Source organism: Streptomyces sp. NPDC050508 (assembly GCF_040655155.1).
Taxonomy (GTDB): Bacteria; Actinomycetota; Actinomycetes; order Streptomycetales; family Streptomycetaceae; genus Streptomyces.
The window spans coordinates 189,173-210,497 of the sequence record NZ_JBFAJJ010000017.1 but is presented as its reverse complement, the minus strand read 5'-3'; the positions used below and the strand labels follow the sequence as shown (position 1 = coordinate 210,497).

At 70.8% G+C, this 21,325-nt stretch carries 21 protein-coding genes and 1 riboswitch; of the genes, 11 read left to right on the top strand and 10 right to left on the bottom strand.

Going from position 1 to position 21,325, the window contains the following annotated elements; all coding sequences use genetic code 11:
- The first annotated feature begins 30 nt into the window (after positions 1-30).
- Genes AB0I69_RS38200 through AB0I69_RS38185 form a run of 4 tightly spaced genes read left to right on the top strand, consistent with a single transcriptional unit; the run spans position 31 to position 5,564 of the window.
- Positions 31-1,572, top strand: a complete 1,542-nt coding sequence (locus tag AB0I69_RS38200) for a GMC oxidoreductase (protein ID WP_363100337.1) — start codon at positions 31-33, stop codon at positions 1,570-1,572.
- 14 nt (positions 1,573-1,586) lie between these two features.
- Positions 1,587-2,660 carry a glycine betaine/L-proline ABC transporter ATP-binding protein gene (locus tag AB0I69_RS38195; RefSeq protein WP_363100336.1) on the top strand — a complete coding sequence of 358 codons (1,074 nt, stop codon included), beginning with the start codon at positions 1,587-1,589 and terminating at the stop codon, positions 2,658-2,660.
- Complete coding sequence (locus tag AB0I69_RS38190) at positions 2,660-4,615, top strand: ABC transporter permease subunit (protein WP_363100335.1); 1,956 nt, start codon at positions 2,660-2,662, stop codon at positions 4,613-4,615. Before AB0I69_RS38195 ends, AB0I69_RS38190 begins: the two co-directional genes overlap by 1 nt.
- A gap of 1 nt (position 4,616) precedes the next feature.
- Positions 4,617-5,564 carry an ABC transporter substrate-binding protein gene (locus tag AB0I69_RS38185; RefSeq protein ID WP_363100334.1) on the top strand — a complete coding sequence of 316 codons (948 nt, stop codon included), beginning with the start codon at positions 4,617-4,619 and terminating at the stop codon, positions 5,562-5,564.
- A gap of 20 nt (positions 5,565-5,584) precedes the next feature.
- Here the strand turns inward: AB0I69_RS38185 and AB0I69_RS38180 are convergent, their stop codons facing one another.
- The 3 genes from AB0I69_RS38180 to AB0I69_RS38170 are packed head-to-tail and all read right to left on the bottom strand — an operon-like array spanning position 5,585 to position 7,244.
- Positions 5,585-6,307 carry an isocitrate lyase/phosphoenolpyruvate mutase family protein gene (locus AB0I69_RS38180; protein ID WP_363100333.1) on the bottom strand — a complete coding sequence of 241 codons (723 nt, stop codon included), beginning with the start codon at positions 6,305-6,307 and terminating at the stop codon, positions 5,585-5,587.
- A complete protein-coding gene (locus AB0I69_RS38175; protein ID WP_363100332.1) occupies positions 6,304-6,750 on the bottom strand; it encodes a carboxymuconolactone decarboxylase family protein in 447 nt (148 codons plus the stop codon). The genes AB0I69_RS38180 and AB0I69_RS38175 overlap by 4 nt, the downstream gene beginning before the upstream one ends.
- Positions 6,747-7,244 carry a carboxymuconolactone decarboxylase family protein gene (locus AB0I69_RS38170; protein ID WP_363100331.1) on the bottom strand — a complete coding sequence of 166 codons (498 nt, stop codon included), beginning with the start codon at positions 7,242-7,244 and terminating at the stop codon, positions 6,747-6,749. Before AB0I69_RS38170 ends, AB0I69_RS38175 begins: the two co-directional genes overlap by 4 nt.
- Positions 7,245-7,291: 47 nt before the next feature.
- On the opposite strand from AB0I69_RS38170, the gene AB0I69_RS38165 reads away from it, so the two are divergent.
- A complete protein-coding gene (locus tag AB0I69_RS38165; RefSeq protein WP_363100330.1) occupies positions 7,292-8,683 on the top strand; it encodes a PLP-dependent aminotransferase family protein in 1,392 nt (463 codons plus the stop codon).
- Between the two features lie 37 nt (positions 8,684-8,720).
- Here AB0I69_RS38165 and AB0I69_RS38160 read toward each other — a convergent pair whose 3' ends face one another.
- Positions 8,721-9,572, bottom strand: coding sequence for a hypothetical protein (locus AB0I69_RS38160; RefSeq protein ID WP_363100364.1), 852 nt, complete (start codon positions 9,570-9,572; stop codon positions 8,721-8,723).
- 339 nt (positions 9,573-9,911) lie between these two features.
- A riboswitch (ZMP/ZTP riboswitch) is annotated at positions 9,912-10,001 on the top strand.
- A 31-nt stretch (positions 10,002-10,032) separates the two neighbouring features.
- Here AB0I69_RS38160 and AB0I69_RS38155 point away from each other — a divergent pair.
- The gene (locus AB0I69_RS38155) at positions 10,033-11,487 is read left to right on the top strand and encodes a glycine hydroxymethyltransferase (protein WP_363100329.1); all 1,455 of its coding nucleotides are present in this window, start codon (positions 10,033-10,035) and stop codon (positions 11,485-11,487) included.
- 45 nt (positions 11,488-11,532) lie between these two features.
- Here AB0I69_RS38155 and AB0I69_RS38150 read toward each other — a convergent pair whose 3' ends face one another.
- From AB0I69_RS38150 to AB0I69_RS38135, 4 genes are all read right to left on the bottom strand, one after another.
- A complete protein-coding gene (locus tag AB0I69_RS38150; protein ID WP_363100328.1) occupies positions 11,533-12,153 on the bottom strand; it encodes a hypothetical protein in 621 nt (206 codons plus the stop codon).
- A 119-nt stretch (positions 12,154-12,272) separates the two neighbouring features.
- Positions 12,273-13,052: a hypothetical protein gene (locus AB0I69_RS38145; RefSeq protein ID WP_363100327.1), complete on the bottom strand. Its 780-nt coding sequence runs from the start codon at positions 13,050-13,052 to the stop codon at positions 12,273-12,275.
- Positions 13,053-13,187: 135 nt separating this feature from the next.
- A complete protein-coding gene (locus tag AB0I69_RS38140) occupies positions 13,188-14,096 on the bottom strand; it encodes a hypothetical protein (protein WP_363100326.1) in 909 nt (302 codons plus the stop codon).
- Positions 14,083-14,643 carry a sigma-70 family RNA polymerase sigma factor gene (locus AB0I69_RS38135; RefSeq protein ID WP_363100325.1) on the bottom strand — a complete coding sequence of 187 codons (561 nt, stop codon included), beginning with the start codon at positions 14,641-14,643 and terminating at the stop codon, positions 14,083-14,085. The genes AB0I69_RS38140 and AB0I69_RS38135 overlap by 14 nt, the downstream gene beginning before the upstream one ends.
- A gap of 153 nt (positions 14,644-14,796) precedes the next feature.
- On the opposite strand from AB0I69_RS38135, the gene trpS reads away from it, so the two are divergent.
- Positions 14,797-15,810 (top strand): tryptophan--tRNA ligase, encoded by a 1,014-nt coding sequence (trpS, locus tag AB0I69_RS38130; protein WP_363100324.1) that lies wholly within the window; start codon positions 14,797-14,799, stop codon positions 15,808-15,810.
- A 193-nt stretch (positions 15,811-16,003) separates the two neighbouring features.
- On the top strand, positions 16,004-16,582 hold the full coding sequence (locus AB0I69_RS38125) for a 2'-5' RNA ligase family protein (RefSeq protein ID WP_363100323.1): 579 nt from the start codon (positions 16,004-16,006) through the stop codon (positions 16,580-16,582).
- 17 nt (positions 16,583-16,599) lie between these two features.
- Here the strand turns inward: AB0I69_RS38125 and AB0I69_RS38120 are convergent, their stop codons facing one another.
- A complete protein-coding gene (locus AB0I69_RS38120) occupies positions 16,600-17,343 on the bottom strand; it encodes a decaprenylphospho-beta-D-erythro-pentofuranosid-2-ulose 2-reductase (protein ID WP_363100322.1) in 744 nt (247 codons plus the stop codon).
- Positions 17,344-17,460: 117 nt separating this feature from the next.
- Here AB0I69_RS38120 and AB0I69_RS38115 point away from each other — a divergent pair, with 117 nt between their 5' ends.
- A complete protein-coding gene (locus tag AB0I69_RS38115; protein WP_363100321.1) occupies positions 17,461-18,414 on the top strand; it encodes a YihY/virulence factor BrkB family protein in 954 nt (317 codons plus the stop codon).
- On the opposite strand, the gene AB0I69_RS38110 is transcribed toward AB0I69_RS38115, so the two are convergent.
- The gene (locus AB0I69_RS38110) at positions 18,362-19,681 is read right to left on the bottom strand and encodes a D-alanyl-D-alanine carboxypeptidase (protein WP_363100320.1); all 1,320 of its coding nucleotides are present in this window, start codon (positions 19,679-19,681) and stop codon (positions 18,362-18,364) included. The two genes, AB0I69_RS38115 and AB0I69_RS38110, sit on opposite strands and share 53 nt — an antisense overlap.
- A gap of 91 nt (positions 19,682-19,772) precedes the next feature.
- On the opposite strand from AB0I69_RS38110, the gene AB0I69_RS38105 reads away from it, so the two are divergent.
- Positions 19,773-20,012, top strand: coding sequence for an SCO4848 family membrane protein (locus tag AB0I69_RS38105; RefSeq protein WP_037861093.1), 240 nt, complete (start codon positions 19,773-19,775; stop codon positions 20,010-20,012).
- A gap of 4 nt (positions 20,013-20,016) precedes the next feature.
- A complete protein-coding gene (locus tag AB0I69_RS38100) occupies positions 20,017-21,306 on the top strand; it encodes a metallophosphoesterase (RefSeq protein ID WP_363100319.1) in 1,290 nt (429 codons plus the stop codon).
- Positions 21,307-21,325: the final 19 nt, after the last annotated feature.

Here is a 21,325-nt window from a genome sequence, read left to right as displayed (position 1 = left end):
TTTTCTTTTCCGACTGGAGTGAGTACCCCCATGCCCGAGAACGAGTACATGAACGACTACATGTACGACTATGTCGTCATCGGCGGCGGCACCGCAGGCTCCGTCATCGCCTCCCGCCTCACCGAGAATCCCGACGTCACCGTCGCCGTCATCGAAGGCGGCCCCAGCGACGTCGGCCGCGAGGACGTACTGACCCTGCGCCGCTGGATGGGCCTCCTCGGCGGCGACCTGGACTACGACTACCCGACCACCGAACAGCCGCGCGGCAACTCCCACATCCGGCACAGCCGCGCCCGCGTTCTCGGCGGCTGTTCCTCGCACAACACCCTCATCGCCTTCAAGCCGCTGCCGTCCGACTGGGACGAGTGGGAGGCGGCCGGTGCGAAGGGCTGGGGCGCGATATCGATGGAGGCGTACTACGCCCGCCTCCTCAACAACATCGTCCCCGTCGACGAGAAGGACCGGAACGCCATCGCCCGCGACTTCGTCGACGCGGCCCAGGAAGCGCTCGACGTCCCGCGCGTCGAGGGCTTCAACAAGGCGCCCTTCACGGACGGCGTCGGTTTCTTCGACCTCGCGTACCACCCGGAGAACAACAAGCGGTCCTCGGCTTCGGTCGCGTATCTGCACCCGGTGATGGACGAGCGCCCCAACTTGACGATCCTCCTTGAGACTTGGGCCCACCGCCTGGAGCTGAACGGCACCCGCGCCGAGGGCGTGCACGTCCGCACCAAGGACGGCGAGGAACTCCTCGTCCGTGCCCGCCGCGAGGTCGTCCTCTGCGCCGGCGCCGTCGACTCCCCGCGCCTGCTCCTGCACTCGGGCATCGGCCCCCGCAAAGACCTCGAAGCCCTCGGCATCCCCGTCGCCGTCGACCTCCCGGGCGTCGGCGAGAACCTCCTCGACCACCCCGAGTCGGTGATCGTCTGGGAGACCAACGGGCCGATCCCGGAGAACTCCGCGATGGACTCCGACGCGGGCCTGTTCGTCCGCCGCGACCCCCAACTCCCGGGCCCGGATCTGATGTTCCACTTCTACCAGGTCCCCTTCACCGACAACCCCGAGCGGCTCGGCTACGAACGCCCCGAGTTCGGCGTCTCCATGACCCCGAACATCCCCAAGCCGAAGAGCCGCGGCCGTCTGTACCTGGAGAGCGCCGACCCGGCCGTCAAACCCGCCCTGGACTTCCGCTACTTCACCGACGAGGACGACTACGACGGCCGCACCCTCGTCGACGGCATCCGCATCGCCCGCGAGATCGCGAAGACCGAACCACTCGCCGGCTGGCTGAAGCGGGAGGTGTGCCCCGGCCCGGAGATCCTCGGCGACGCGGAACTCAGCGAGTACGCCCGCAAGGTCGCCCACACCGTCTACCACCCGGCCGGCACCTGCCGCATGGGCGCCGAAACGGACGAACTCGCCGTCGTCGACCCCGAGTTGCGCATCCGCGGCCTGGACGGCATCCGCATCGCCGACGCCTCCGTCTTCCCGACCATGCCCGCCGTGAACCCGATGATCGGGGTGCTCATGGTCGGCGAGAGGGCCGTGGACCTGATCGGGGGCGGTGCGTGATGAGTACGACCCGGATGACACCCCCGACCCTGCCCCCGACCGAGCCGGTCTTCTCCGTCGAGGGCCTCTGGAAGGTCTTCGGCCCGAAGGCCGACCAGGTCCCCGCCGACCCCGAACTCACCGCCCTCGACGCCGCCGACCTGCGCACCCGCACCGGCTGCACCGCCGCCGTCCGCGACGTCTCCTTCGACGTCCGCAAGGGCGAGGTCTTTGTGGTGATGGGCCTGTCCGGCTCCGGCAAGTCCACCCTGGTCCGCTGCCTCACCCGCCTCATCGAACCCACCGCCGGCACCATCGCCATCGACGGCGAGGACGTCCGCGCCATGGACAAGTCCCGGCTGCGCGAACTCCGCCGCCACCGCGCCGCGATGGTCTTCCAGCACTTCGGCCTCCTCCCGCACCGCACGGTCCTCGACAACGTCGCCTACGGCCTGGAGATCCAGGGCATCGGCAAGGCCGAGCGCCGCCGCCGGGCCGCCGAGGTCGTCACCAAGGTCGGCCTGGAAGGCATGGAACAACGCCGCCCCAGCCAGCTCTCCGGCGGCCAGCGCCAACGCGTGGGCCTGGCCCGGGCGTTGGCGGTCGACCCCCAAGTCCTCCTCTTCGACGAGCCGTTCAGCGCGCTCGACCCGCTGATCCGGCGCGACATGCAGGAGGAGGTCGTCCGGCTGCACCGCGAGGAGGGCCGCACGATGGTCTTCATCACCCACGACCTGAACGAGGCGCTGAAACTCGGCGACCGCATCGCCCTGATGCGCGACGGCCGCATCGTCCAACTCGGCACCCCCGAGGAGATCGTCGGCTCACCCGCCGACGACTACGTCCGCGAGTTCGTACGGGACGTCCCGCGCGCGGACGTCATGACAGTCCGTACGGCGATGCGGGCCGGGGACTGCGGGGGTCCGGAGCACCCCGGTGCGCTCGCGGCCGACGCGGTCGTCGCCGAGGCGATCAAGGTCGTGTCCCGCAGCGGACGCCCCGCCTGCGTCGTGGAGGACGGCCGCTGTCTGGGCGTGGTCGACCAGGCCAGGCTGCTGGACGTCGTGGCAGGGGCGGAGCTCGCCGATACCGGCAAGGAGGCGGTCTGATGGCCACGGTCACCGCACCCGCCCCGCGCCTCGCCCTCCCCGGCATCCTCCGGCACCGGGCCGCGCACAAGCTCCTGCTGCTCGCGCTCGCCGCCGCGATCCTCGTACCGCTCGCCAACGCACACTGGTCCAGCGGGAGTTGGCCGCACGCGCTCACCGTCGACCTGTCCGGTCCACTGGGCCGGGCCAACGACTGGATCATCGACAACCGCGACAGCTCCCCACTGTTCCTCTACTTCTTCGGCTACATCAGCAACGCCGTCGTCCTCTGCGTACGCGCCGTGTACCTGGTCCTGCTGGCGGCGGGCTGGGCGGGCGTCACCGCGTTCGGCGCCCTCGTCGCCTGGCGGGTCGCGGGCATACGGCTCGCGATCGGGACCGGCGTCGCCTTCCTCGCCTGCGGGCTGCTCGGCATGTGGGTACCGACCATGCAGACCCTCGCCCTGATGGTGATCGCGGTCCTCACCTCGGTCGTCGTGGGCGCCCTGCTCGGCCTGGCCGGCGGCCTCTCCGAACGAACGGACCGCGCACTGCGCCCGGTCCTGGACACCATGCAGGTGCTCCCGGCCTTCGCCTACCTCCTCCCCGTCGTCCTCGTCTTCGGCATCGGCGTCCCCGCCGCCGTCCTCGCCACCGTCGTCTACGCCGCCCCGCCCATGGCCCGCCTCACCACGCTCGGCCTGCGCAACGCCGACCCGGAGGTACTCGAAGCCGTCGACTCCCTGGGCGCCACCGGACGCCAACGCCTGTTGACCGCCCGGCTCCCGCTGGCCCGCAAGCAACTCCTCCTCGGCCTCAACCAGACGATCATGATGGCCCTCTCCATGGCCGTCATCGCCTCCGTCATCGGCGCCGGAGGCCTCGGCGACCGCGTCTACCAGGCCCTCGCCTCGGTGGACGTAGGCGCGGCCCTGGCCGCCGGCATCCCGATCGTGCTGCTGGCCGTCGTACTGGACCGCGTCACGGCGGCGGCGGGCGAACAGGCCGACGAGCAGACGGGGGAGCAGGGCACCGGTCTCCGCCCCTGGCTGTACGCGCTCGGCGCCACGGTGGCCGTAGCGGTCGCCGCCCGTCTCGCCGGCGCCCTGGACTGGCCCTCCGGCTGGACCCTGAACATCGCCGAACCGGTGAACCGCGTCGTCGACTGGATGACCGCCCACCTCTACTCCGGCGTCCCCTACCTCGGCGGCACCGCCGACTGGGCCGGACATTTCACCACCTGGGTCCTGGACCCCGTACGCGACGGCCTGCAGTGGCTGCCCTGGTGGTCGGTGCTCCTGATCGTCGCCGCCCTCGCCTGGGTGATCGGCACCTGGCGCACCGCGCTCACCGCCGTCCTCGCCATGGCCGCGATCGGCGTCCTCGGCGTGTGGAAGCCGTCGCTGGACACGTTGTCGCAGGTACTGGCCGCCGTGGCCGTCACCCTCGTCCTCGGCTTCGTGACCGGCATCGCCGCCGCGCGCAGCGACCGCTTCGAACGGGCCCTGCGCCCCGTCCTCGACGTCTGCCAGACGATGCCGCAGTTCGTGTACCTGATCCCGGTCGTCGCCCTCTTCGGCGTCGGCCGCGCCCCCGCCGTAGCGGCGGCCGTCGTCTACGCCCTCCCCGCAGTCGTCCGCATCACCACCCAGGGCCTGCGCCAGGTCGACCCGGCCGCCCTGGAATCGGCCCGCTCACTCGGCGCGACCAGCACCCAGCAGCTACGCCAGATCCAACTCCCGCTCGCCCGCCCGGCGTTGCTCCTCGCCGTCAACCAGGGTGTCGTGCTCGTCCTCGCCGTCGTCATCATCGGCGGCCTGGTCGGCGGTGGCGCCCTCGGCTACGACGCCGTATTCGGCCTGGCGCAGGGCGACTTGGCGACCGGACTGGTGGCGGGCGCCGCGATCGTCTGCCTGGGCCTGGTGCTCGACCGGGTGACCCAGCCGACGGAACGCCGAACCAAGAAGGGAGCGTGACATGCGAGTTCGTACGATCGCTGCCATGGCGTCGCTGGTGCTGCTCACCGGCTGTGGCGCCGCCGACATGACCAAGCAGGCCTCGCCCTTCGCCAACGCGCAGGGCGCCAAGACCGTGACCCTCTCCGTCCAGTCCTGGGTGGGCGCGCAGGCCAACGTGGCTGTCGCGCAGTACCTGTTGGAGCACAAGCTCGGCTACCGCGTCGACACCGTCCAGGTCGACGAGGTCCCCGCGTGGGACGCGCTCAGCCAGGGCCGGGTCGACGCGATCCTGGAGGACTGGGGCCACCCCGACCAGGAGAAGCGCTACGTCGACGACAAGAAGACGATCACCCACGCGGGCGGCCTCGGGGTCACCGGGCACATCGGCTGGTACGTCCCGACCTACCTGGTCAAGCAGCACCCCGACATCACCGACTGGAAGAACCTCAACAAGTACTCCTCGCTGTTCCGCACCGCCGAAAGCGGCAGCAAGGGCCAGTTGATGGACGGCTCACCCTCCTACGTCACCAACGACAAGGCCCTGGTGACGAACCTGAAGCTCAACTACCAAGTGGTCTTCGCCGGTTCGGAGGCCGCGCAGATCACCCAGATGAAGCAGTTCGCCAAGGAGAAGAAGCCCTTCCTCAGCTACTGGTACGCCCCCCAGTGGCTCTTCAAGAAGGTCCCGATGACGGAGGTCAAACTCCCCGCCTACAAGGAGGGTTGCGACGCCGACACGGCCAAGGTCGCCTGCGCCTACCCCCACACCCCGCTGCAGAAGTACCTCAACACGGACTTTGCCAAGCACGGTGGCAAGGCGGCGGCCTTCCTGAAGAAGTTCAGGTGGACGACCGAGGACCAGAACGAGGTCTCCCTGATGATCGCCGACCAGAAGCTGTCCCCGGCGGACGCCGCGAAGAAGTGGGTGGACAACCACCCCGCCACCTGGAAGGCCTGGCTGTCCTGACCCTGCTCACCACTCGGCACTCACCGCTTCAGCTCGGCGGCCCTCCCCTGGAGTGCGCGTGCCGCCCAGCGCTGGAGTCCCGGCCCGAACGTGATGCGAGTGGCCCCGAGTTCACCGAGTTCGGTGGGCGAGGGGCCCTCGCCGTCCAGCCGGGCGAACACGTTGACCGGCCCCTGGATACCGGACCGCAGCAACGGCAGCACGTCCACCGGAGCCATGATCGGATAGATACAGTCGGCACCCGCCGCGACATACAACGCGGCCCGCTCGATGGCCCGTTCGGGGCTGCCGTCACCGTGCAGGAAGGTGTCGACACGCGCATTGACGAACAACCGCTCCGCCGCCACCGCCCGCACCTCGGCCAGCCAGTCCGCGTGCTGCCGCGGGTCCTTGAGAACACCCCCGTCGGAGTCCTCAAGGTTGCACCCCACCGCCCCCGCCTCCAGGAGCCGCTCCACCAGCTCCTTCGGCGCGAGTCCATACCCGCCCTCGACATCCGCCGACACCGGCACGTCCACGGCCCGGACGATCCGCGCGACCGCCGCGAACATCTCGTCCGCCGGCGTAGCCCCGTCCTCGTACCCGAGCGAGGCGGCCACCCCGGCACTGGGCGTGGCGAGCGCCGCGAACCCGGCCTCCACGAACACCCGCGCACTGGCCGCGTCCCAGGGACCGGGCAGCACCAGCGGATCACCGGGAAGCCGCCGCCGATGCAGACTCCGGAAAAGCTCGACCTTGCTCACGGCTGGTAACCCCCTGGCTCGATACGACGACTGACCATCACCCGGTTCCAGCTGTTGATGGCGGTGATCAGCCCGATGAGATGGGCGAGTTGCCCTTCGTCGAAGTGCCGGGCAGCGGCGGCGTACACCGGGTCCGGCACAAAGCCGTCCGTGACGACGGTCACCGCCTCGGTCAGCGAGAGCGCGGCCCGCTCCCGCTCGTCGAAGACACCCTCAGCCTCCTCCCAAGCGGCCAGCAGGTCCAACTTCCGCTCACTCACCCCGAGTTCGCGGGCGACGGTGAGGTGCATGTCCAGGCAGAACGCACAGTGGTTGAGCTGCGAGGCCCGGATCACGACGAGCTCGGCGAGCGCGGGATCGCCCAGCCCCTTCTTCGCGGCGGCGCTCACCGCGGACAGCGCCCGCCCGACGCCACGGTCCAACAGCCGTGTCCGCACGGTCACTTGTGCTGTCCCGCCTTGTAGTGCCCCGGCACCATCCGCGTGCTCACGCCGAACCGGTTCCACGCGTTGATCACCGTGATCGCGGCGATCAGCTGCGCCAGCTCGGCCTCCTCGAACTGCTCGGCCGCCCGCTCGTACACCTCGTCCGGCACAAATCCGTCCGTGATGACGGTGACCGCCTCGGTCAGTTCGATCGCCGCCAGCTCCTTCTCGGTGTAGAAGTGCCGCGACTCCTCCCACGCCCCGAGCTGAATGATCCGCTCCACACTCTCGCCCGCCGCGAGCGCGTCCTTGGTGTGCATGTCCAGGCAGAACGCGCAGTGGTTGAGCTGCGAGGCGCGGATCTTCACCAGTTCCAGCAGCGTCGGGTCCAGGCCCTGCCGGGCGGCCGCGTCGAGACGGACCATCGCCTTGTAGACGTCGGGGGCGAGCTGGGCCCAGTGCAGGCGGGGACTGTGTTCGGGGGCGTAAGGAGCTTCCTGTGCTGTGGTCATGTCCTCGACTCTAGAAGTCAGGCAGCCCAGGGGTATGGTCCATTTCCATGGCGAATTCTTGGGCCACTCTGGGTGTGGACCTGCATCTCGAACCGACCACCACCGGCACTGGTGTCCGCCGCGGCCTGACGGACGCGCTGCGCGACGCCGTCCGCACCGGCCGCCTCGCCCCCGGCACCCGGCTGCCCTCCTCCCGCTCCCTCGCCGCCGACCTGGGCATCGCCCGCAACACTGTCGCCGACGCCTACGCCGACCTGGTCGCCGAGGGCTGGCTCACCGCCCGCCAGGGCTCCGGCACCCGCGTCGCCGAGCGCGCGGTCGTCCCGCCCACGGACACGACCCCACCCCGCCGCCTCCACAGCCGCCCCGCCTACGACCTCGTCCCCGGCACCCCCGACCTCGCCTCCTTCCCCCGCACCGAGTGGCTCAAGGCCGCCCGCCGCGCCTTCACCTCCGCCCCCTACCAGGCCCTCGGCTACGGCGACCCACGCGGCCGTATCGAACTGCGCACCGCCCTCGCCGCCTACCTCTCCCGCGCCCGCGGCGTACGCACCGACCCCGAACACCTCCTGATCAGCGCGGGCATCTCCAACGGCCTGAGGCTGATCGGCGCGGCGCTACGGGCACGCGGCGCCCACACGGTCGCGGTGGAGTCCTACGGCCTGACCGCGCACTGGCAGATCCTCGACGAGGCCGGTCTGCGCACCCATCCGCTCCCCTTCGACCAACTGGGAACGAACCCCGGACAGTTGACGGACGAACCGGCGGTCCTGCTCACCCCCGCCCACCAGTTCCCCATGGGCCTCCCCCTCCGCCACGACCGCCGCTCCGCCGTCGTCGACTGGGCCCGGCGCACCGGCGGCCTGGTCCTGGAGGACGACTACGACGGCGAGTTCCGCTACGACCGCCAGCCGATCGGAGCCCTCCAGGGCCTCGACCCGAACCACGTCGTCTACCTCGGCACCGCCAGCAAATCCCTCGCCCCCGGCCTCCGGCTGGCCTGGATGGTCCTGCCCCCCTCACTGATGGACGAGGTCACGAAGGCGAAGGGCGGCGTCGACACCTGCGGCGTCCTGGACCAACTGACCCTCGCCGAGTTCATCACCTCCGGCGCCTACGACCGCCACGTCCGCTCGGCCCGTCTGCGCTACCGCCGCCGCCGGGACAACCTGGTCGAAGCCCTCGCCCAACACGCCCCCGACGTCCATGTCACCGGCATCGCCGCCGGCTTCCACGCCGTCCTCCGCCTCCCGCCCGGCACCGAACAGTCGGTGGTCCAAGCCGCCGCCTGGCAGGGCCTCGCCCTCCACCCCCTGTCCTTCTACCGCCACGAACACGCCCTCGCCGAACCACTGGACGCCCTGGTGGTGGGCTACGGCACACCGTCGGACCATGCGTGGGCGGGGGCGGTGGAGGCGCTGTGCCGGGTGTTGCCGTGAGGGTGTCCTGCGTGCCTCGGTTCGCTGGAGGGGACGCTCACCCCAACTCACCCGCGCCTTCCACCGCTCCACCGCCGGAGGCCGGCGCCTCTCCGAACCGCGCCAACGCCAACGCCCCCGCCACGGCAACCAGGAACCCCAGCACGGCCAGCCACGCCAGCCCGTCCCGCGTACGGTCCCCGAGCCACACCACCCCCACCGCCGCCGGGCCGATCGTCTCCCCGATCACTATCCCGGCCGTGGCCGTCGTCACCGAACCCCGCTGCAGTGCCGTGGTCAGCAGCAGGAACGCGGCACCGCCGCCGACGAGCAGTGCGTACGTCGCCGGATTGGTGACCAGCGTCGAGGGGGAGAGCGAGTCGATCAACCGGACCGCCACCTCGACCACCCCGAACCCGAACCCGGCCCCAAGGCCCAGCGCCAACGCCCGCCCCCGCTCCGGCAGTCGCCCACCGACCAGCCCGAGCAACAGCACCGCCACCGCCGTCGCCAACATCGCCCACTTCAACGCCATGGACCCGTCCCGGTGCCCTTCCGCCCCGGAGGCCAGCCCCAGCATCGCCAGCCCCGCGCAGACCACGCCGACGGCCGCCCACTCCACCCCGCTGAGCCGAACTCCCAGCAGCCGGGCGGCCACCACCGCTGTCACCGCGAGACTCGACGCCAGCGCCGCCCCGACCGCGTAGATGGGAAGCGACCGCAACGCCGCGATCTGGAACACGAACCCCAGCCCGTCCAGCGAAAGGCCCGCCAGATACCGCCACTGTCGCAGCGCCCGCAGCAACAGCGCCGCGTCCCCGCCTCCACCCGTCGTGGCCGCCCGCGTGGCGACCGCCTGCAATACCGTCGCCGTACCGAAGCAGACCGCCGCGCCGAGCGCGCACACCATTCCAAAGAGCACAAAGTGACTCTAGGGGAGGGGAGTAGGGCAGGGGAGACCACCCCGGCCTCCCGCACGGGCCCTCTCACCGAACTCTCGGAACCCACCCAACCCTCCGAACTCCGGTCGTGATGGAACGCCCGCGAGGTGAGAGTCACCCGCTCCGACTGAGCCTTCGCCGCCCCTCCACATCCGTCATCCACGCCCCGTCGGCGGCGGCGCTGAGGGCTTCCGTACTGGCTCCCGTACTGGTCACGGCGTCTCCCGGGGAGTGAGAGTGCTCCTTTCCCGTCCTCGCCCGCATGGTGGACGCAGGAGCCGCACCGTCCGGCACGCCCGGTAGGCTGACCGGCGGGCCGTGACTGGCGCGCTGGGATGGGACCGACCATCGGGGAGCGGCCCGAGCTGGAATGTGTGCCGTGCGCCTGGGCCGTACCGAGAACGCCGAACGCCACGTCCGGAGGTCCCCATGCCCGACAATTCCGCGCCCCTCTCCAACGAGTCCACCGCCTTCCGCGCCGCCCTCGATGTGATCCGTGCCGTCGAGCCGCGCGTCGCCGACGCCATCGGCCAGGAAGTCGCCGACCAGCGCGAGATGCTCAAGCTGATCGCCTCCGAGAACTACGCCTCCCCGGCCACCCTCCTGGCCATGGGTAACTGGTTCAGCGACAAGTACGCCGAAGGCACCATCGGCCGCCGCTTCTACGCCGGCTGTCGCAACGTCGACACCGTCGAGTCCCTCGCCGCCGAGCACGCGCGCGAACTCTTCGGCGCCCGCCACGCCTACGTCCAGCCGCACTCCGGCATCGACGCCAACCTCGTCGCCTTCTGGTCCGTCCTCGCCGCCCGGGTCGAGGTCCCCGCCCTCGCGAAGGCCGGTGTCCGCCAGGTCAACGACCTCTCCGACGCCGACTGGGCCGAACTCCGCCAGGCCTTCGGCAACCAGCGCATGCTCGGCATGTCCCTGGATGCCGGCGGTCACCTCACCCACGGCTTCCGCCCCAACATCTCCGGCAAGATGTTCGACCAGCGCTCCTACGGCACCGACCCCGTCACCGGCCTCATCGACTACGAGGCCCTGCGCGCCTCCGCCCGTGAGTTCAAGCCGCTGATCATCGTCGGCGGCTACTCCGCCTACCCGCGCCTGGTGAACTTCCGCATCATGCGCGAGATCGCCGACGAGGTCGGGGCGACCCTGATGGTCGACATGGCGCACTTCGCCGGCCTGGTCGCGGGCAAGGTCCTGACCGGCGACTTCGACCCGGTCCCGCACGCCCAGATCGTCACCACCACCACCCACAAGTCGCTGCGCGGCCCGCGCGGCGGCATGGTCCTGTGCGACGACACCCTCAAGGACCAGGTCGACCGCGGCTGCCCGATGGTCCTCGGCGGCCCGCTCCCGCACGTCATGGCAGCCAAGGCCGTCGCCCTCGCCGAGGCCCGGCAGCCCTCCTTCCAGGACTACGCCCAGCGCATCGTCGACAACTCCCGGGCGCTGGCCGACGGCCTGATGCGTCGCGGCGCCACCCTCGTCACCGGAGGCACCGACAACCACCTCAACCTGATCGACGTCGCCTCCTCCTACGGCCTCACCGGCCGCCAGGCCGAGGCCGCCCTGCTCGACTCGGGCATCGTCACCAACCGCAACGCCATCCCCGCCGACCCCAACGGCGCCTGGTACACCTCCGGCATCCGCATCGGCACGCCCGCCCTGACCACCCGTGGTCTGGGCACCGCCGAGATGGACGAGGTCGCCGGTCTCATCGACCGCGTCCTCACCACCACGGAGCCCGGCACGACCAGCAAGGGCGCGCCGTCCAAGGCCCAGCACATCCTCGACCCGAAGATCGCGGACGAGATCTCCCACCGCGCCACCGACCTTGTCGCAGGTTTCCCGCTGTACCCGGAGATCGACCTCGGCTGACCCCCGGCATACGCCCTCTGTTGAGTTGTCAAAGATCGGCGACACTCACAGATCGATGAGTTCCTGTCGTGGTTCCTCGCGCGGCGGTCCGGCCTTACGCCGGGCCGCCGCGCGGCGTATCAGCAGCGTGCCGCCGACCCCGACGGCCATACCCGTCGCGGCCCACCAGGCAGGCGCGACCAGGTCCGCAGGTTCAGGTCCGTCCCCAACTGCCGCACCACGGGCGTCTGCTGCACCGATCAGCCCCGCCCGCTCCCACTGCGCGAAGACCGAACGCGGCGCCTGATGCCAGCGGATGTCGTCGTCCGCCACTTCCGGGGCCGGATCCGTCCGCACCCACGGTGTGCCGTCCGCGGCCAGGAACAACTGGTCCTCCCGCTCCATGGCCACATCACCACCCGGAGCCCGATTGGTCCCCGGCCAACCCCCGACCCCGGTCAGCCCCCACACCACGGTGATCCGCACCGCCGGATACCGGCCCGCCTCCCAGTCCCGTGACACCCGCTCCGTCCCCGCGTACGTCGGCTGGAACAACGTCCACAGGCGCGCGAACGACGGCTCCCCGGAGCGCCACGACTCCGTCTGGCCCGTGCCACCGCCCACGACCAGCGCCAGATCCGGGATGTCCCGGTGCGGGCCCTGAGCCCGGGTCTGCGCCTGATCCATCCCGACAGCCCGGACCTGACCAGTCCCGACCAGGGCCGTCAACACCGGCCCGACCACGAGACACACGACCCGCAACCTCGCCCGTTTCCTCCCCTGCTGCATCCGTCTCCCTCCACCCCTCACATGTCCCGCAACTCCTGCCGGGGCCCCGGCTCCCGTCCCTTCCGCCACCGGTCCAGCGGCAGCCGCAGCCGCGCGGCGAACGGCCGTAGGACGAGTGCCAGTACCGCTCCGCCCGCCGCGCCCGGTATCGCCCACCACCAGTCGGTGTCATCGCCCTTGTCCGGCACGACGACCCGCACAGTGGTCGTCGTCTCCGCGTCGGCGTCAGGTGTGGCGGTGGCCGGATCGGGCTCGGCCGACTGCCACGGCGCCGGGAAGATGCCGGAGTATCCGTCACCCGTGCCCGTGCCCGTCACGCCCAACTTCTTCAAGAGAGCGCGCAGTTGGGCGGGTTGCTCGGCGCGGTGCCAGTAGCCGTTCAGGTTCGTGTTCTCCGACGCGTCGGCCGCCGTGTGGATCCAGACGGCCTGCGGTCGGGACTCGACCGGAAAGACCCGGTCGATCCGCCAGGGCGATATGTCGTGCGCCAGCCAGGTGACGTTGATCTGACGGGCGTGGGCCAGATCGGCCTTGGGCGGTTTGTCGCGGGTGCCCTTGCCCTCCGGCCCGAGCAACTGCTGCAGCTTTCCGTACCGTTCGTCGGAGTAGTACAGCGCCGTGGCCTGCCCGCTCTCCGGCGAGGTCACGAGCACACTCGTGGGCCCGCCCGCCGCCGCGTCCGACGCACCCCACGCCATCAGGGCCAGCGTCATCGCCAACGCCCCCGTCAGAGCCGCCAGTTCACGCACCCTGCCCGCGCTCGCGCTCGTCCTGCAGACACTTCCGCCTCCGGACATCCGAACCCCCACCAGCCGATCCCCGTACGGCCCGCCCGCGAGCCGTCTGTCACTTCTGGTACACCGCCCGACCCGCCGAGGTTCCCACCCCACCCGCACTACTCGAACTGCCCGCACTACTCGCCCTACTCGCGACTACTGGTGCTGGTCGAGTGACTTCGCGATCTCCACGGCCCGCTGCTTCGACGCCACGCCCTCCAGACGGAACGTCAGATCACCGCCCGGAACGCCGCCGACCGCATGAGTCCACAGCAGCGTCGGTCCCGCAGTCCGCTCCTCCCTCGTATATCGGTCCCCGTCCGCGTCCACCAGCCAGAAACTCAGCAGATGCGGTCGCGCGAACCACAGCGCCGGGTCCCGCACACCGTCCGGCGAGACCGGCCCGCCCAGCGACAGCCACTCCGGCGGCTCGCGCACCGTCTTGGCGAAGCCGACGTCGAGCCGCGCCGGATACTCGTCGACCCGGATCGTGTGCCCGCCCTCCCGCCAGCACAGGCTCACCAGAAAGCGCCCCTGCGGTTCGCCGGTCACCGTCACCGCGTCCGGAACGCCCAGAGCGTCCGGCACCAGCGGCTCGAAACCGGCCCGCCGACGGGCCTGCGCCAGCGTCACCAACCGCCCGCACCCGGGCACCTCGGCACCGGCCGAGGGCACCGCCGACGGGTCGTACCGCACCTCGACCCCGCCGAAGCCGAACCAGTCGAAGACCGCCGCCCGCACCGGAGGCGTGAGCACGAGCACCGTCAGCAGACCGCACATGGCCGCCACGAGCGCGCGCCGCCGCATCCGCATCCAGCGCCGGACGGCGTGCAGCCCCGCCCGGATCCCGGTAGGCCCGGACTCCTGGACGGGGACCGGGATCTGCTCGGCCAATATCTGAGCCAGCACCCGCTCGACCATCGACTCGGACCCGGCGGCGGCCCCGCCTTCGGCACCGCCCCGCGCGTCCAGTGAACGCCCCAGCGCCCGCAGCTCGTCCGGCAGCCGAGGGGCAGCGTCGGCGCCCTCACCCTCGTACGACTCCCGCCCGTCACTCACCCTCATCACCCCCTTCCCGAGGCCGGAAATCCGGCAGCAGCCGCCCGAGTTTCTTCAGCGCGCGGTTCAGTCGGGACTTCACCGTCCCGCGGGGCCAGCCCAGGGCCTGGGCCGTCTCCGGCTCGTCCATCTCCAGGAGATAGCGGTAGGTCACGACCAGGCGGTGCTCCTCGCTCAGCTGCTCCAGGGCGGACAGCAGGGCCGCGCGGCGCTCCGTCTCCAGCGTGGCGACCGCAGGGTCCGCCGATTCCGGTATCAGCGGCTCGGCCTCCGCGAACGCCGCCTCCCGGCCGGCGAGCGTGCGCTGACGCGCCGCCGTACGCACTGTGTTCCTCGTCTCATTGGCGACGATCGACAGCAGCCACGGCTTGAACGCCGCGCCGTCCCGGAACCTGCCCAGCGCGCAGTACGCCTTGACGAAGGCCTGCTGCACCACGTCCTCCGCGTCCGCTCCCGCCCCGAGTGCCGCGGCCGCTCTGAGCGCGATGCCCGTGTGGGCCCGCACCAGCTCCGCGTACGCCTCCGGCTCTCCGGCGCGTACGCGTGCGATCACCGCGGCCTCATCGACGATGCGGCCCCCCTCCCGCGTCTTCACACATCTGGTACACCGCCCGAGCCGGATCGGTTCCCACCCGTGTCACATCTCTTCCGAAGCAGTTCCGAACCAGTTCCGGACCGGGCCCCAAGACCTGAGAGAATGGTGAACATGGCCTCTGACCGACCCCGCGTGCTCTCCGGAATCCAGCCCACAGCAGGCTCGTTCCACCTCGGCAACTACCTCGGCGCCGTCCGCCAGTGGGTGGCCCTGCAGGAGTCCCACGACGCGTTCTACATGGTCGTCGACCTGCACGCGATCACGGTCCCGCAGGACCCGGCGGACCTGCGCGCCAACACCCGGCTCGCCACCGCACAGCTGCTGGCCGCCGGGCTCGACCCGGAGCGCTGCACGCTCTTCGTCCAGAGCCATGTCCCCGAGCACGCCCAGCTCGCCTGGGTCATGAACTGCCTGACCGGCTTCGGTGAGGCGTCCCGCATGACCCAGTTCAAGGACAAGTCCAACCGGCACGGAGCCGACCGCGCCAGCGTCGGCCTGTTCACCTACCCGATCCTCCAGGTCGCCGACATCCTGCTGTACCAGGCGCACGAGGTGCCGGTCGGCGAGGACCAGCGCCAGCACGTCGAGCTCACCCGCGACCTCGCCGAGCGCTTCAACGGCCGCTTCGGCGAGACCTTCACCATCCCGAAGCCGTACATCCTCAAGGAGACGGCGAAGATCTACGACCTTCAGGACCCGTCGATCAAGATGAGCAAGTCGGCGTCCACCCCGAAGGGCCTGATCAACCTCCTCGACGACCCGAAGGCGACCGCCAAGAAGGTCAAGAGCGCGGTCACCGACACGGACACCGTGATTCGCTACGACGCGGAGAACAAGCCGGGCGTCAGCAACCTGCTCACCATCTACTCGACCCTCACCGGCAAGTCGGTCGCGGAGCTGGAGCGGGACTACGAGGGCAAGATGTACGGCGCGCTCAAGACGGACCTCGCCGAGATCATGGTCGAGTTCGTGACGCCGTTCCGCGAGCGCACCCAGCAGTATCTCGACGACCCGGAGACGCTCGACTCGATCCTTGCCAAGGGCGCGGAGAAGGCGCGAGCCGTCGCCGCCGAGACCCTCGCCCAGGCGTACGACCGGGTGGGCTTCCTCCCCGCCAAGCACTAGCCCCGGTACGGCATTGCGGCACGGCACACCTCCGGACCAGCAGGATCGCTCCGCACCACCGCACAGCGCTGCACATCACTCCGGTTGCGCCTGCCCACAACCCGGTCGTGGCCGTACAGTCGATAGCCGGATGGCCGCACGTGTGGCCATCCGGCTCAGCATCAGGACCACCGACAGGACGACAGGAGACGACGTGGGGACCGTAACGATCGGCGTGTCGATCGCGGTCCCGGAGCCTCACGGCAGCCTGCTCCAGGAGCGGCGCGCGGGCTTCGGCGACGCCGCGGCCCACGGCATCCCCACGCACGTCACGCTGTTGCCGCCGACCGAGGTGGACGCCTCGCAACTGCCCGCGGTCGAGGACCATCTCGTCGAGGTCGCCGCCGCCGGACGCCCCTTCCCGATGCGGCTGTCCGGCACCGGAACCTTCCGGCCGCTGTCCCCGGTCGTCTACGTCCAGGTGGCCGAGGGCGCCGCCGCCTGCACCTGGCTCCAGAAGCAGATCCGCCACACCTCGGGGCCGATGGCACGCGAGCTGCACTTCCCGTACCACCCGCACGTGACCGTGGCGCACGGCATCGACGACGAGTCGATGGACCGGGCCTTCGAGGCACTCGCCGACTACCGCGCGGAGTGGCCCTGCACCGGCTTCGCGCTCTACGAACAGGGCGCCGACGGCGTCTGGCGCAAGCTGCGCGAGTTCGCCTTCGGCGGAGCCGTCGTGCCACCCCAGGCGGCCCACACCGAGCGCGGCACGATCCCCAGCCACTAGGCAGCCATTGGGCGCGGTCAGGCCGCCAGCCGCCGGAACAGCGCCCGTGGCAGGTACCGCAGCGCCGACGTCACCACACGCAGCGTCCCCGGCACCCACACCGTCTCCGAGCCGCGGCGCAGGCCCAGTTCGATGGCTGTGGCGACGGCTTCGGGGGTGGTGGTGAGCGAGGCCGCCTTCGGGTCGGCCATGGTCCTCGACCGTACGAGCCCCGGTCGTACGACCATGACGTGCACGCCCGTGCCGTGCAGCGCGTCGCCCAGCCCCTGGGCGAAGGTGTCCAGGCCGGCCTTGCTGGAGCCGTAGATGAAGTTCGCGCGGCGGGCCCGCTGGCCGGCGACCGAGGAGAGCACCACCAGCGAGCCGTGCCCCTGGGCCTGCAACGCCCGCGCGCTGACCAGGCCGGCCGCGACAGCGCCGATGTAGTTGGTCTGCGCCACGCGTACCGCGGCGGCCGGTTCGCGCTCGTCCCGCGCCTGGTCACCGAGGACGCCGAAGGCGAGCAGCACCATGTCGACGTCGCCCTCGGCGAAGACCTTGCCGAGCACGGTCTCGTGGGAGTCGGGGTCGAGCGCGTCGAAGGCGACGGTGTGAACATCGGCCCCCAGGGCACGCAGTTCCGAAGCGGCACTCTCCAGGGCGGGCGACGGGCGGCCCGCCAGCCATACCGTGCGGGTGCGGCGGGCGATCAGCCGGCGGGCGGTGGCCAGTGCGATCCGGGACGTACCGCCGAGGACGAGGAGGGACTGTGGAGGACGCATGCCGGTGACCGTATCGCCCGCTTATGGGCGGTTGGTCGTACGGCGTCGGCGCCCTCCCTGAAATGGGCGATTAATCGGATGCTGCCCTGAGGCCGCTCACGAGGGCAGAATCGGATCATGGACTGGCTGAAGAAGCTCCCCCTCATCGGGCCGCTGGTGACGCGCCTGATGCGCACGCACGCGTGGCGGTCGTACGAGCGGCTGGACCGGGTGAAGTGGTCGCAGTTGTCCGCCGCCATGACGTTCATCAGCTTCATCGCGCTGTTCCCGCTGCTGACCGTGGCCGCCGCGATCGCCGCCGCCACCCTCAGCACCGACCAGCAGCACGAACTGCAGGACAAGATCGCCGAGCAGGTCCCCGGCATCTCCGACCAGCTCAACATCGGTTCCCTGGTCGACAACGCGGGCACCATCGGCCTCATCGCCGGTGCCGTCCTGCTGTTCACCGGCATCGGCTGGGTCGGCTCGATGCGGGAGTGTCTGCGCGCGGTGTGGGAGTTGCCCGACCGCGACGAGAACCCCCTCCTGCGCAAGCTCATCGACACCGGTGTGCTGGTCGGCTTCGGCGGCGCCGTCCTCGCGACGATCGCCATCTCCACCGTGGCCTCCGCCCTGGTCGACTGGATCAGCCGCGAACTGGGCCTGGTGCAGGGCGGCTGGGGCGGGGTCCTGCTGCGTATCGCCGCGTTCGCCGTCGCCGTACTCGCCGACTTCCTGCTCCTGCTGTACGTCCTGACCCTGCTGCCCGGCGTCGAACCCCCGCGCCGCCGGCTCTCCGTGGCCGCACTGATCGGCGCGGTCGGCTTCGAACTGCTGAAGCTGCTGCTCAGCGGCTACATCCAGGGCGTGGCCGCGAAGAGCATGTACGGCGCGTTCGGCGTCCCCGTGGCGCTCCTGCTGTGGATGAACTTCACCTCGAAGCTGGTCCTGTTCTGCGCCGCCTGGACGGCGACGCCGAGCAAGGGTGACCCCGAGGACGACGAGTACGACCCGGCCGACGAGACCCAGAACCCGAAGGTCAGGGACGAGGGCGACGACGGACCAGATCAGGCAGTGGCCAGCGCCGGTTGACCAGGAAGACACCGGCCGCGAGCAGCACCAGCAGCCCGCCGACCACCGCGAGTGCGATCCCGACCCCGCTGGAGCCGTCTTCCTCGGCGGCCGAGGCGGTGGAACTCGCGGCCGGCTTCGTGGAGGTGTCCCCGCCCGCCTCCCCGGTGGCCGTCGCACCCGGCTGTGCGCTCGCCTGCGCCACGTTCTTCGGCGCGACCAGCTCACCCACCGGCTGCACCTTGCCGTCCGCCTGGAAGCCCCAGTCGAGGATCTTCGCGGCTTCCTTGTAGACCTCGTTGTGCTCGGCCTTCTCCGGGTGCATGACCGTGACCAGCAGCACCTTGCCGCCCCGCTCGGCGACGCCGGTGAAGGTGGCGCCCGCGTTGGTGGTGTTGCCGTTCTTCACGCCCGCGATGCCCGGGTACACCGAGACGTCAGAGTCGCCGCTCAGCAGCCGGTTGGTGTTGCGGATCTCGAAGGTTCCGCGGACCGACTTGCCCTTCTTCTTCGTGGTCTCGCCCGGGAACTTCGTGCTCACCGTCGAGCAGTACTCCCGGAAGTCCTTCTTCTGCAGCCCGGAGCGCGCGAACAGTGACAGGTCGTACGCCGACGAGACCTGCCCCGGCTCGTCGTAGCCGTCCGGCGTCACCACATGCGTGTCCAGTGCCTGGAGGTCCTGGGCGTGCGTGTTCATGTCGGCGACGGTCTTGGCGACGCCCCCGTTCATGTGGGACAGGACGTGCACGGCGTCGTTGCCGGAGCGCAGGAACACGCCGAGCCACAGGTCGTGGACCGTGTAGCTCTCGCCCTCCTTTATCGGGACCACGCTGGAACCGGCGCCCATGCCCGCCAGGTCGGTCGCGACGACCTTGTGCTCGGTCGTCCTCGGGAACTTCGGCAGCACGGTGTCGGCGAACAGCATCTTCAGGGTGCTCGCCGGAGGCAGCCGCCAGTGGGCGTTGTGCGAGGCGAGCACCGCTCCGGACTCGGCGTCGCTCACGATCCACGACCGCGCGGTCAGGTCCTTCGGCAGCACCGGGACGCCGGTCGTCAGATCGACCTGCGTCCCCGCCGAGCCGAGGCGGGTGCCGCCCACCGACGACATGTTCGCCGGCGGAGTGGCCGTAGGACTCGCCGACGAACTCGCCGACGGACCAGGGGGCGCGGTCGGGGTGGGCGTCGGGCTCGGGGCCGCGAGGGCGACGGGCGCGGTGAGCGCGAGGGACGACAGGGCGGCGGAAAGCACCAGCAGGGATCGCCTGATGGTCTGCAGTGGAGCGGGCACGGACGAGAACGTACATGCCGGGGGACCCGAAGTCCCGTCACCCGCCCCACCCCGGACACGGGCCCCCGGGGACGACGGCGATACTGGACTCATGAAGCTCAGCCGCCCCGTCTCCTGGTTCCTGCTCGCCTTCGGGGTGTGGAGCTGGGTCATCTGGGTCACTTTCGTCAAGAACCTGGTCAAGGACAGCAGCGGACTGGCCTTCGACGACGGCCACCCGACGGCGTACTTCTGGGTGCACCTGACCCTCGCCGTCGTCTCCTTCGTATTGGGGACGGTCATCGGGGGCCTCGGGTTGCGTGGACTGCGCGCACTGCGCCGGACTTCATAAAGAAGTGGCCATCGTCGTCATCGCCCTCGTGGCCCTGGTCGGCGTCGCCGTCCTCGGCGGACTCCACTGGTACGTCTGGCGCCGCCTCGTCCGCGACACCACGCGCGCGTGGGGCCCCGCCCGCATCACCGGCACGGCCGTGCTCGTCGCCGGCCCGGTGCTGATGATCGCGGCCCTGGCCGCCGAACGCGGCGGCGCGCCCTTCTGGCTCCAACGCGTCCTGGGCTGGCCCGGCTTCCTGTGGATGGCCCTGGCGATCTACCTGCTGCTGGCCGTCCTCGCGGGCGAGGTGCTACGGCCGCTGCTGCGATGGCTCCTCGAACGGCGTGGGCGGCCCGAGACGGCTGTAGAAGAGCACGAGACGGCCGTGGGCGAGCCCGAGACGGCCGTGGAAGAGCGCGAGGCCCCGGTCTCCGGGACAGACCCTGGAGCGGGCCCTGAGGCGCCGCAGGGCGGTTCGCTCTCCGTGCCCTCCCGGCGGCTGTTCGTCTCGCGTGTCGTCGGGGGTGCGGCTTCCGCCGCGGCCGTCGGGACCGTCGGGTACGGGACCTACGGCGTTCTGCGCGGGCCGGGCGTCAAGCGGGTCACCGTGCCGTTGGCCAAACTGCCGCGGTCCGCGCACGGGTTCAGGATCGCGGTCGTCAGCGACATCCATCTGGGACCGGTGCTGGGGCGCGGGTTCGCGCAGAAGGTCGTCGACACGATCAACTCGACGCAGCCCGATCTCATCGCGGTCGTCGGTGACCTGGTGGACGGGAGCGTCAAGAACCTGGGGCCCGCGGCGGCTCCGTTGGCTCAACTGAGGGCGCGGCACGGCAACTTCTTTGTTACTGGCAACCACGAGTACTTCTCCGGCGCCGAACAGTGGCTGGAAGAGGTCCGCACGCTCGGCATCCACCCCCTGGAGAACGCCCGTACCGAACTGGCCGGCTTCGATCTCGCCGGGGTCAACGACCTCCAGGGCGAGAGCGAGGGCCAGGGGCCCGACTTCGGGAAGGCGCTCGGCGACCGGGACACCACGCGCGCGTGCGTGCTTCTCGCGCATCAGCCCGTCCAGATCCACGAGGCCGTCAAGCACGGCGTCGACCTCCAGCTCTCCGGGCACACCCACGGCGGCCAGCTGTGGCCCGGCAACTTCGTCGCGGCGGCGGCCAATCCGACGGTCGCGGGCCTGGAGCGCTACGGCGACACCGAGTTGTACGTCAGCCGGGGCGCCGGCGCCTGGGGACCGCCCACGCGCGTGGGCGCGCCGTCGGACATCACGGTCGTCGAACTGGCGTCGAAACAGGCCTAGTTGACGGTGTCGGGACAGG

Excerpts from the sequence above, each read along its gene's own strand:
- AB0I69_RS38200 (WP_363100337.1), top strand. The coding sequence starts at position 31 with ATGCCCGAGAACGAGTACATGAACGACTACATGTACGACTATGTCGTC.
- AB0I69_RS38195 (WP_363100336.1), top strand. The coding sequence starts at position 1,587 with ATGACACCCCCGACCCTGCCCCCGACCGAGCCGGTCTTCTCCGTCGAG.
- AB0I69_RS38190 (WP_363100335.1), top strand. The coding sequence starts at position 2,660 with ATGGCCACGGTCACCGCACCCGCCCCGCGCCTCGCCCTCCCCGGCATC.
- AB0I69_RS38185 (WP_363100334.1), top strand. The coding sequence starts at position 4,617 with ATGCGAGTTCGTACGATCGCTGCCATGGCGTCGCTGGTGCTGCTCACC.
- AB0I69_RS38170 (WP_363100331.1), bottom strand. The coding sequence starts at position 7,244 with ATGACCACAGCACAGGAAGCTCCTTACGCCCCCGAACACAGTCCCCGC.
- AB0I69_RS38165 (WP_363100330.1), top strand. The coding sequence starts at position 7,292 with ATGGCGAATTCTTGGGCCACTCTGGGTGTGGACCTGCATCTCGAACCG.
- AB0I69_RS38160 (WP_363100364.1), bottom strand. The coding sequence starts at position 9,572 with ATGGTGTGCGCGCTCGGCGCGGCGGTCTGCTTCGGTACGGCGACGGTA.
- AB0I69_RS38155 (WP_363100329.1), top strand. The coding sequence starts at position 10,033 with ATGCCCGACAATTCCGCGCCCCTCTCCAACGAGTCCACCGCCTTCCGC.
- AB0I69_RS38150 (WP_363100328.1), bottom strand. The coding sequence starts at position 12,153 with ATGGATCAGGCGCAGACCCGGGCTCAGGGCCCGCACCGGGACATCCCG.
- AB0I69_RS38145 (WP_363100327.1), bottom strand. The coding sequence starts at position 13,052 with ATGTCCGGAGGCGGAAGTGTCTGCAGGACGAGCGCGAGCGCGGGCAGG.
- AB0I69_RS38140 (WP_363100326.1), bottom strand. The coding sequence starts at position 14,096 with ATGAGGGTGAGTGACGGGCGGGAGTCGTACGAGGGTGAGGGCGCCGAC.
- trpS (WP_363100324.1), top strand. The coding sequence starts at position 14,797 with ATGGCCTCTGACCGACCCCGCGTGCTCTCCGGAATCCAGCCCACAGCA.
- AB0I69_RS38120 (WP_363100322.1), bottom strand. The coding sequence starts at position 17,343 with ATGCGTCCTCCACAGTCCCTCCTCGTCCTCGGCGGTACGTCCCGGATC.
- AB0I69_RS38115 (WP_363100321.1), top strand. The coding sequence starts at position 17,461 with ATGGACTGGCTGAAGAAGCTCCCCCTCATCGGGCCGCTGGTGACGCGC.
- AB0I69_RS38105 (WP_037861093.1), top strand. The coding sequence starts at position 19,773 with ATGAAGCTCAGCCGCCCCGTCTCCTGGTTCCTGCTCGCCTTCGGGGTG.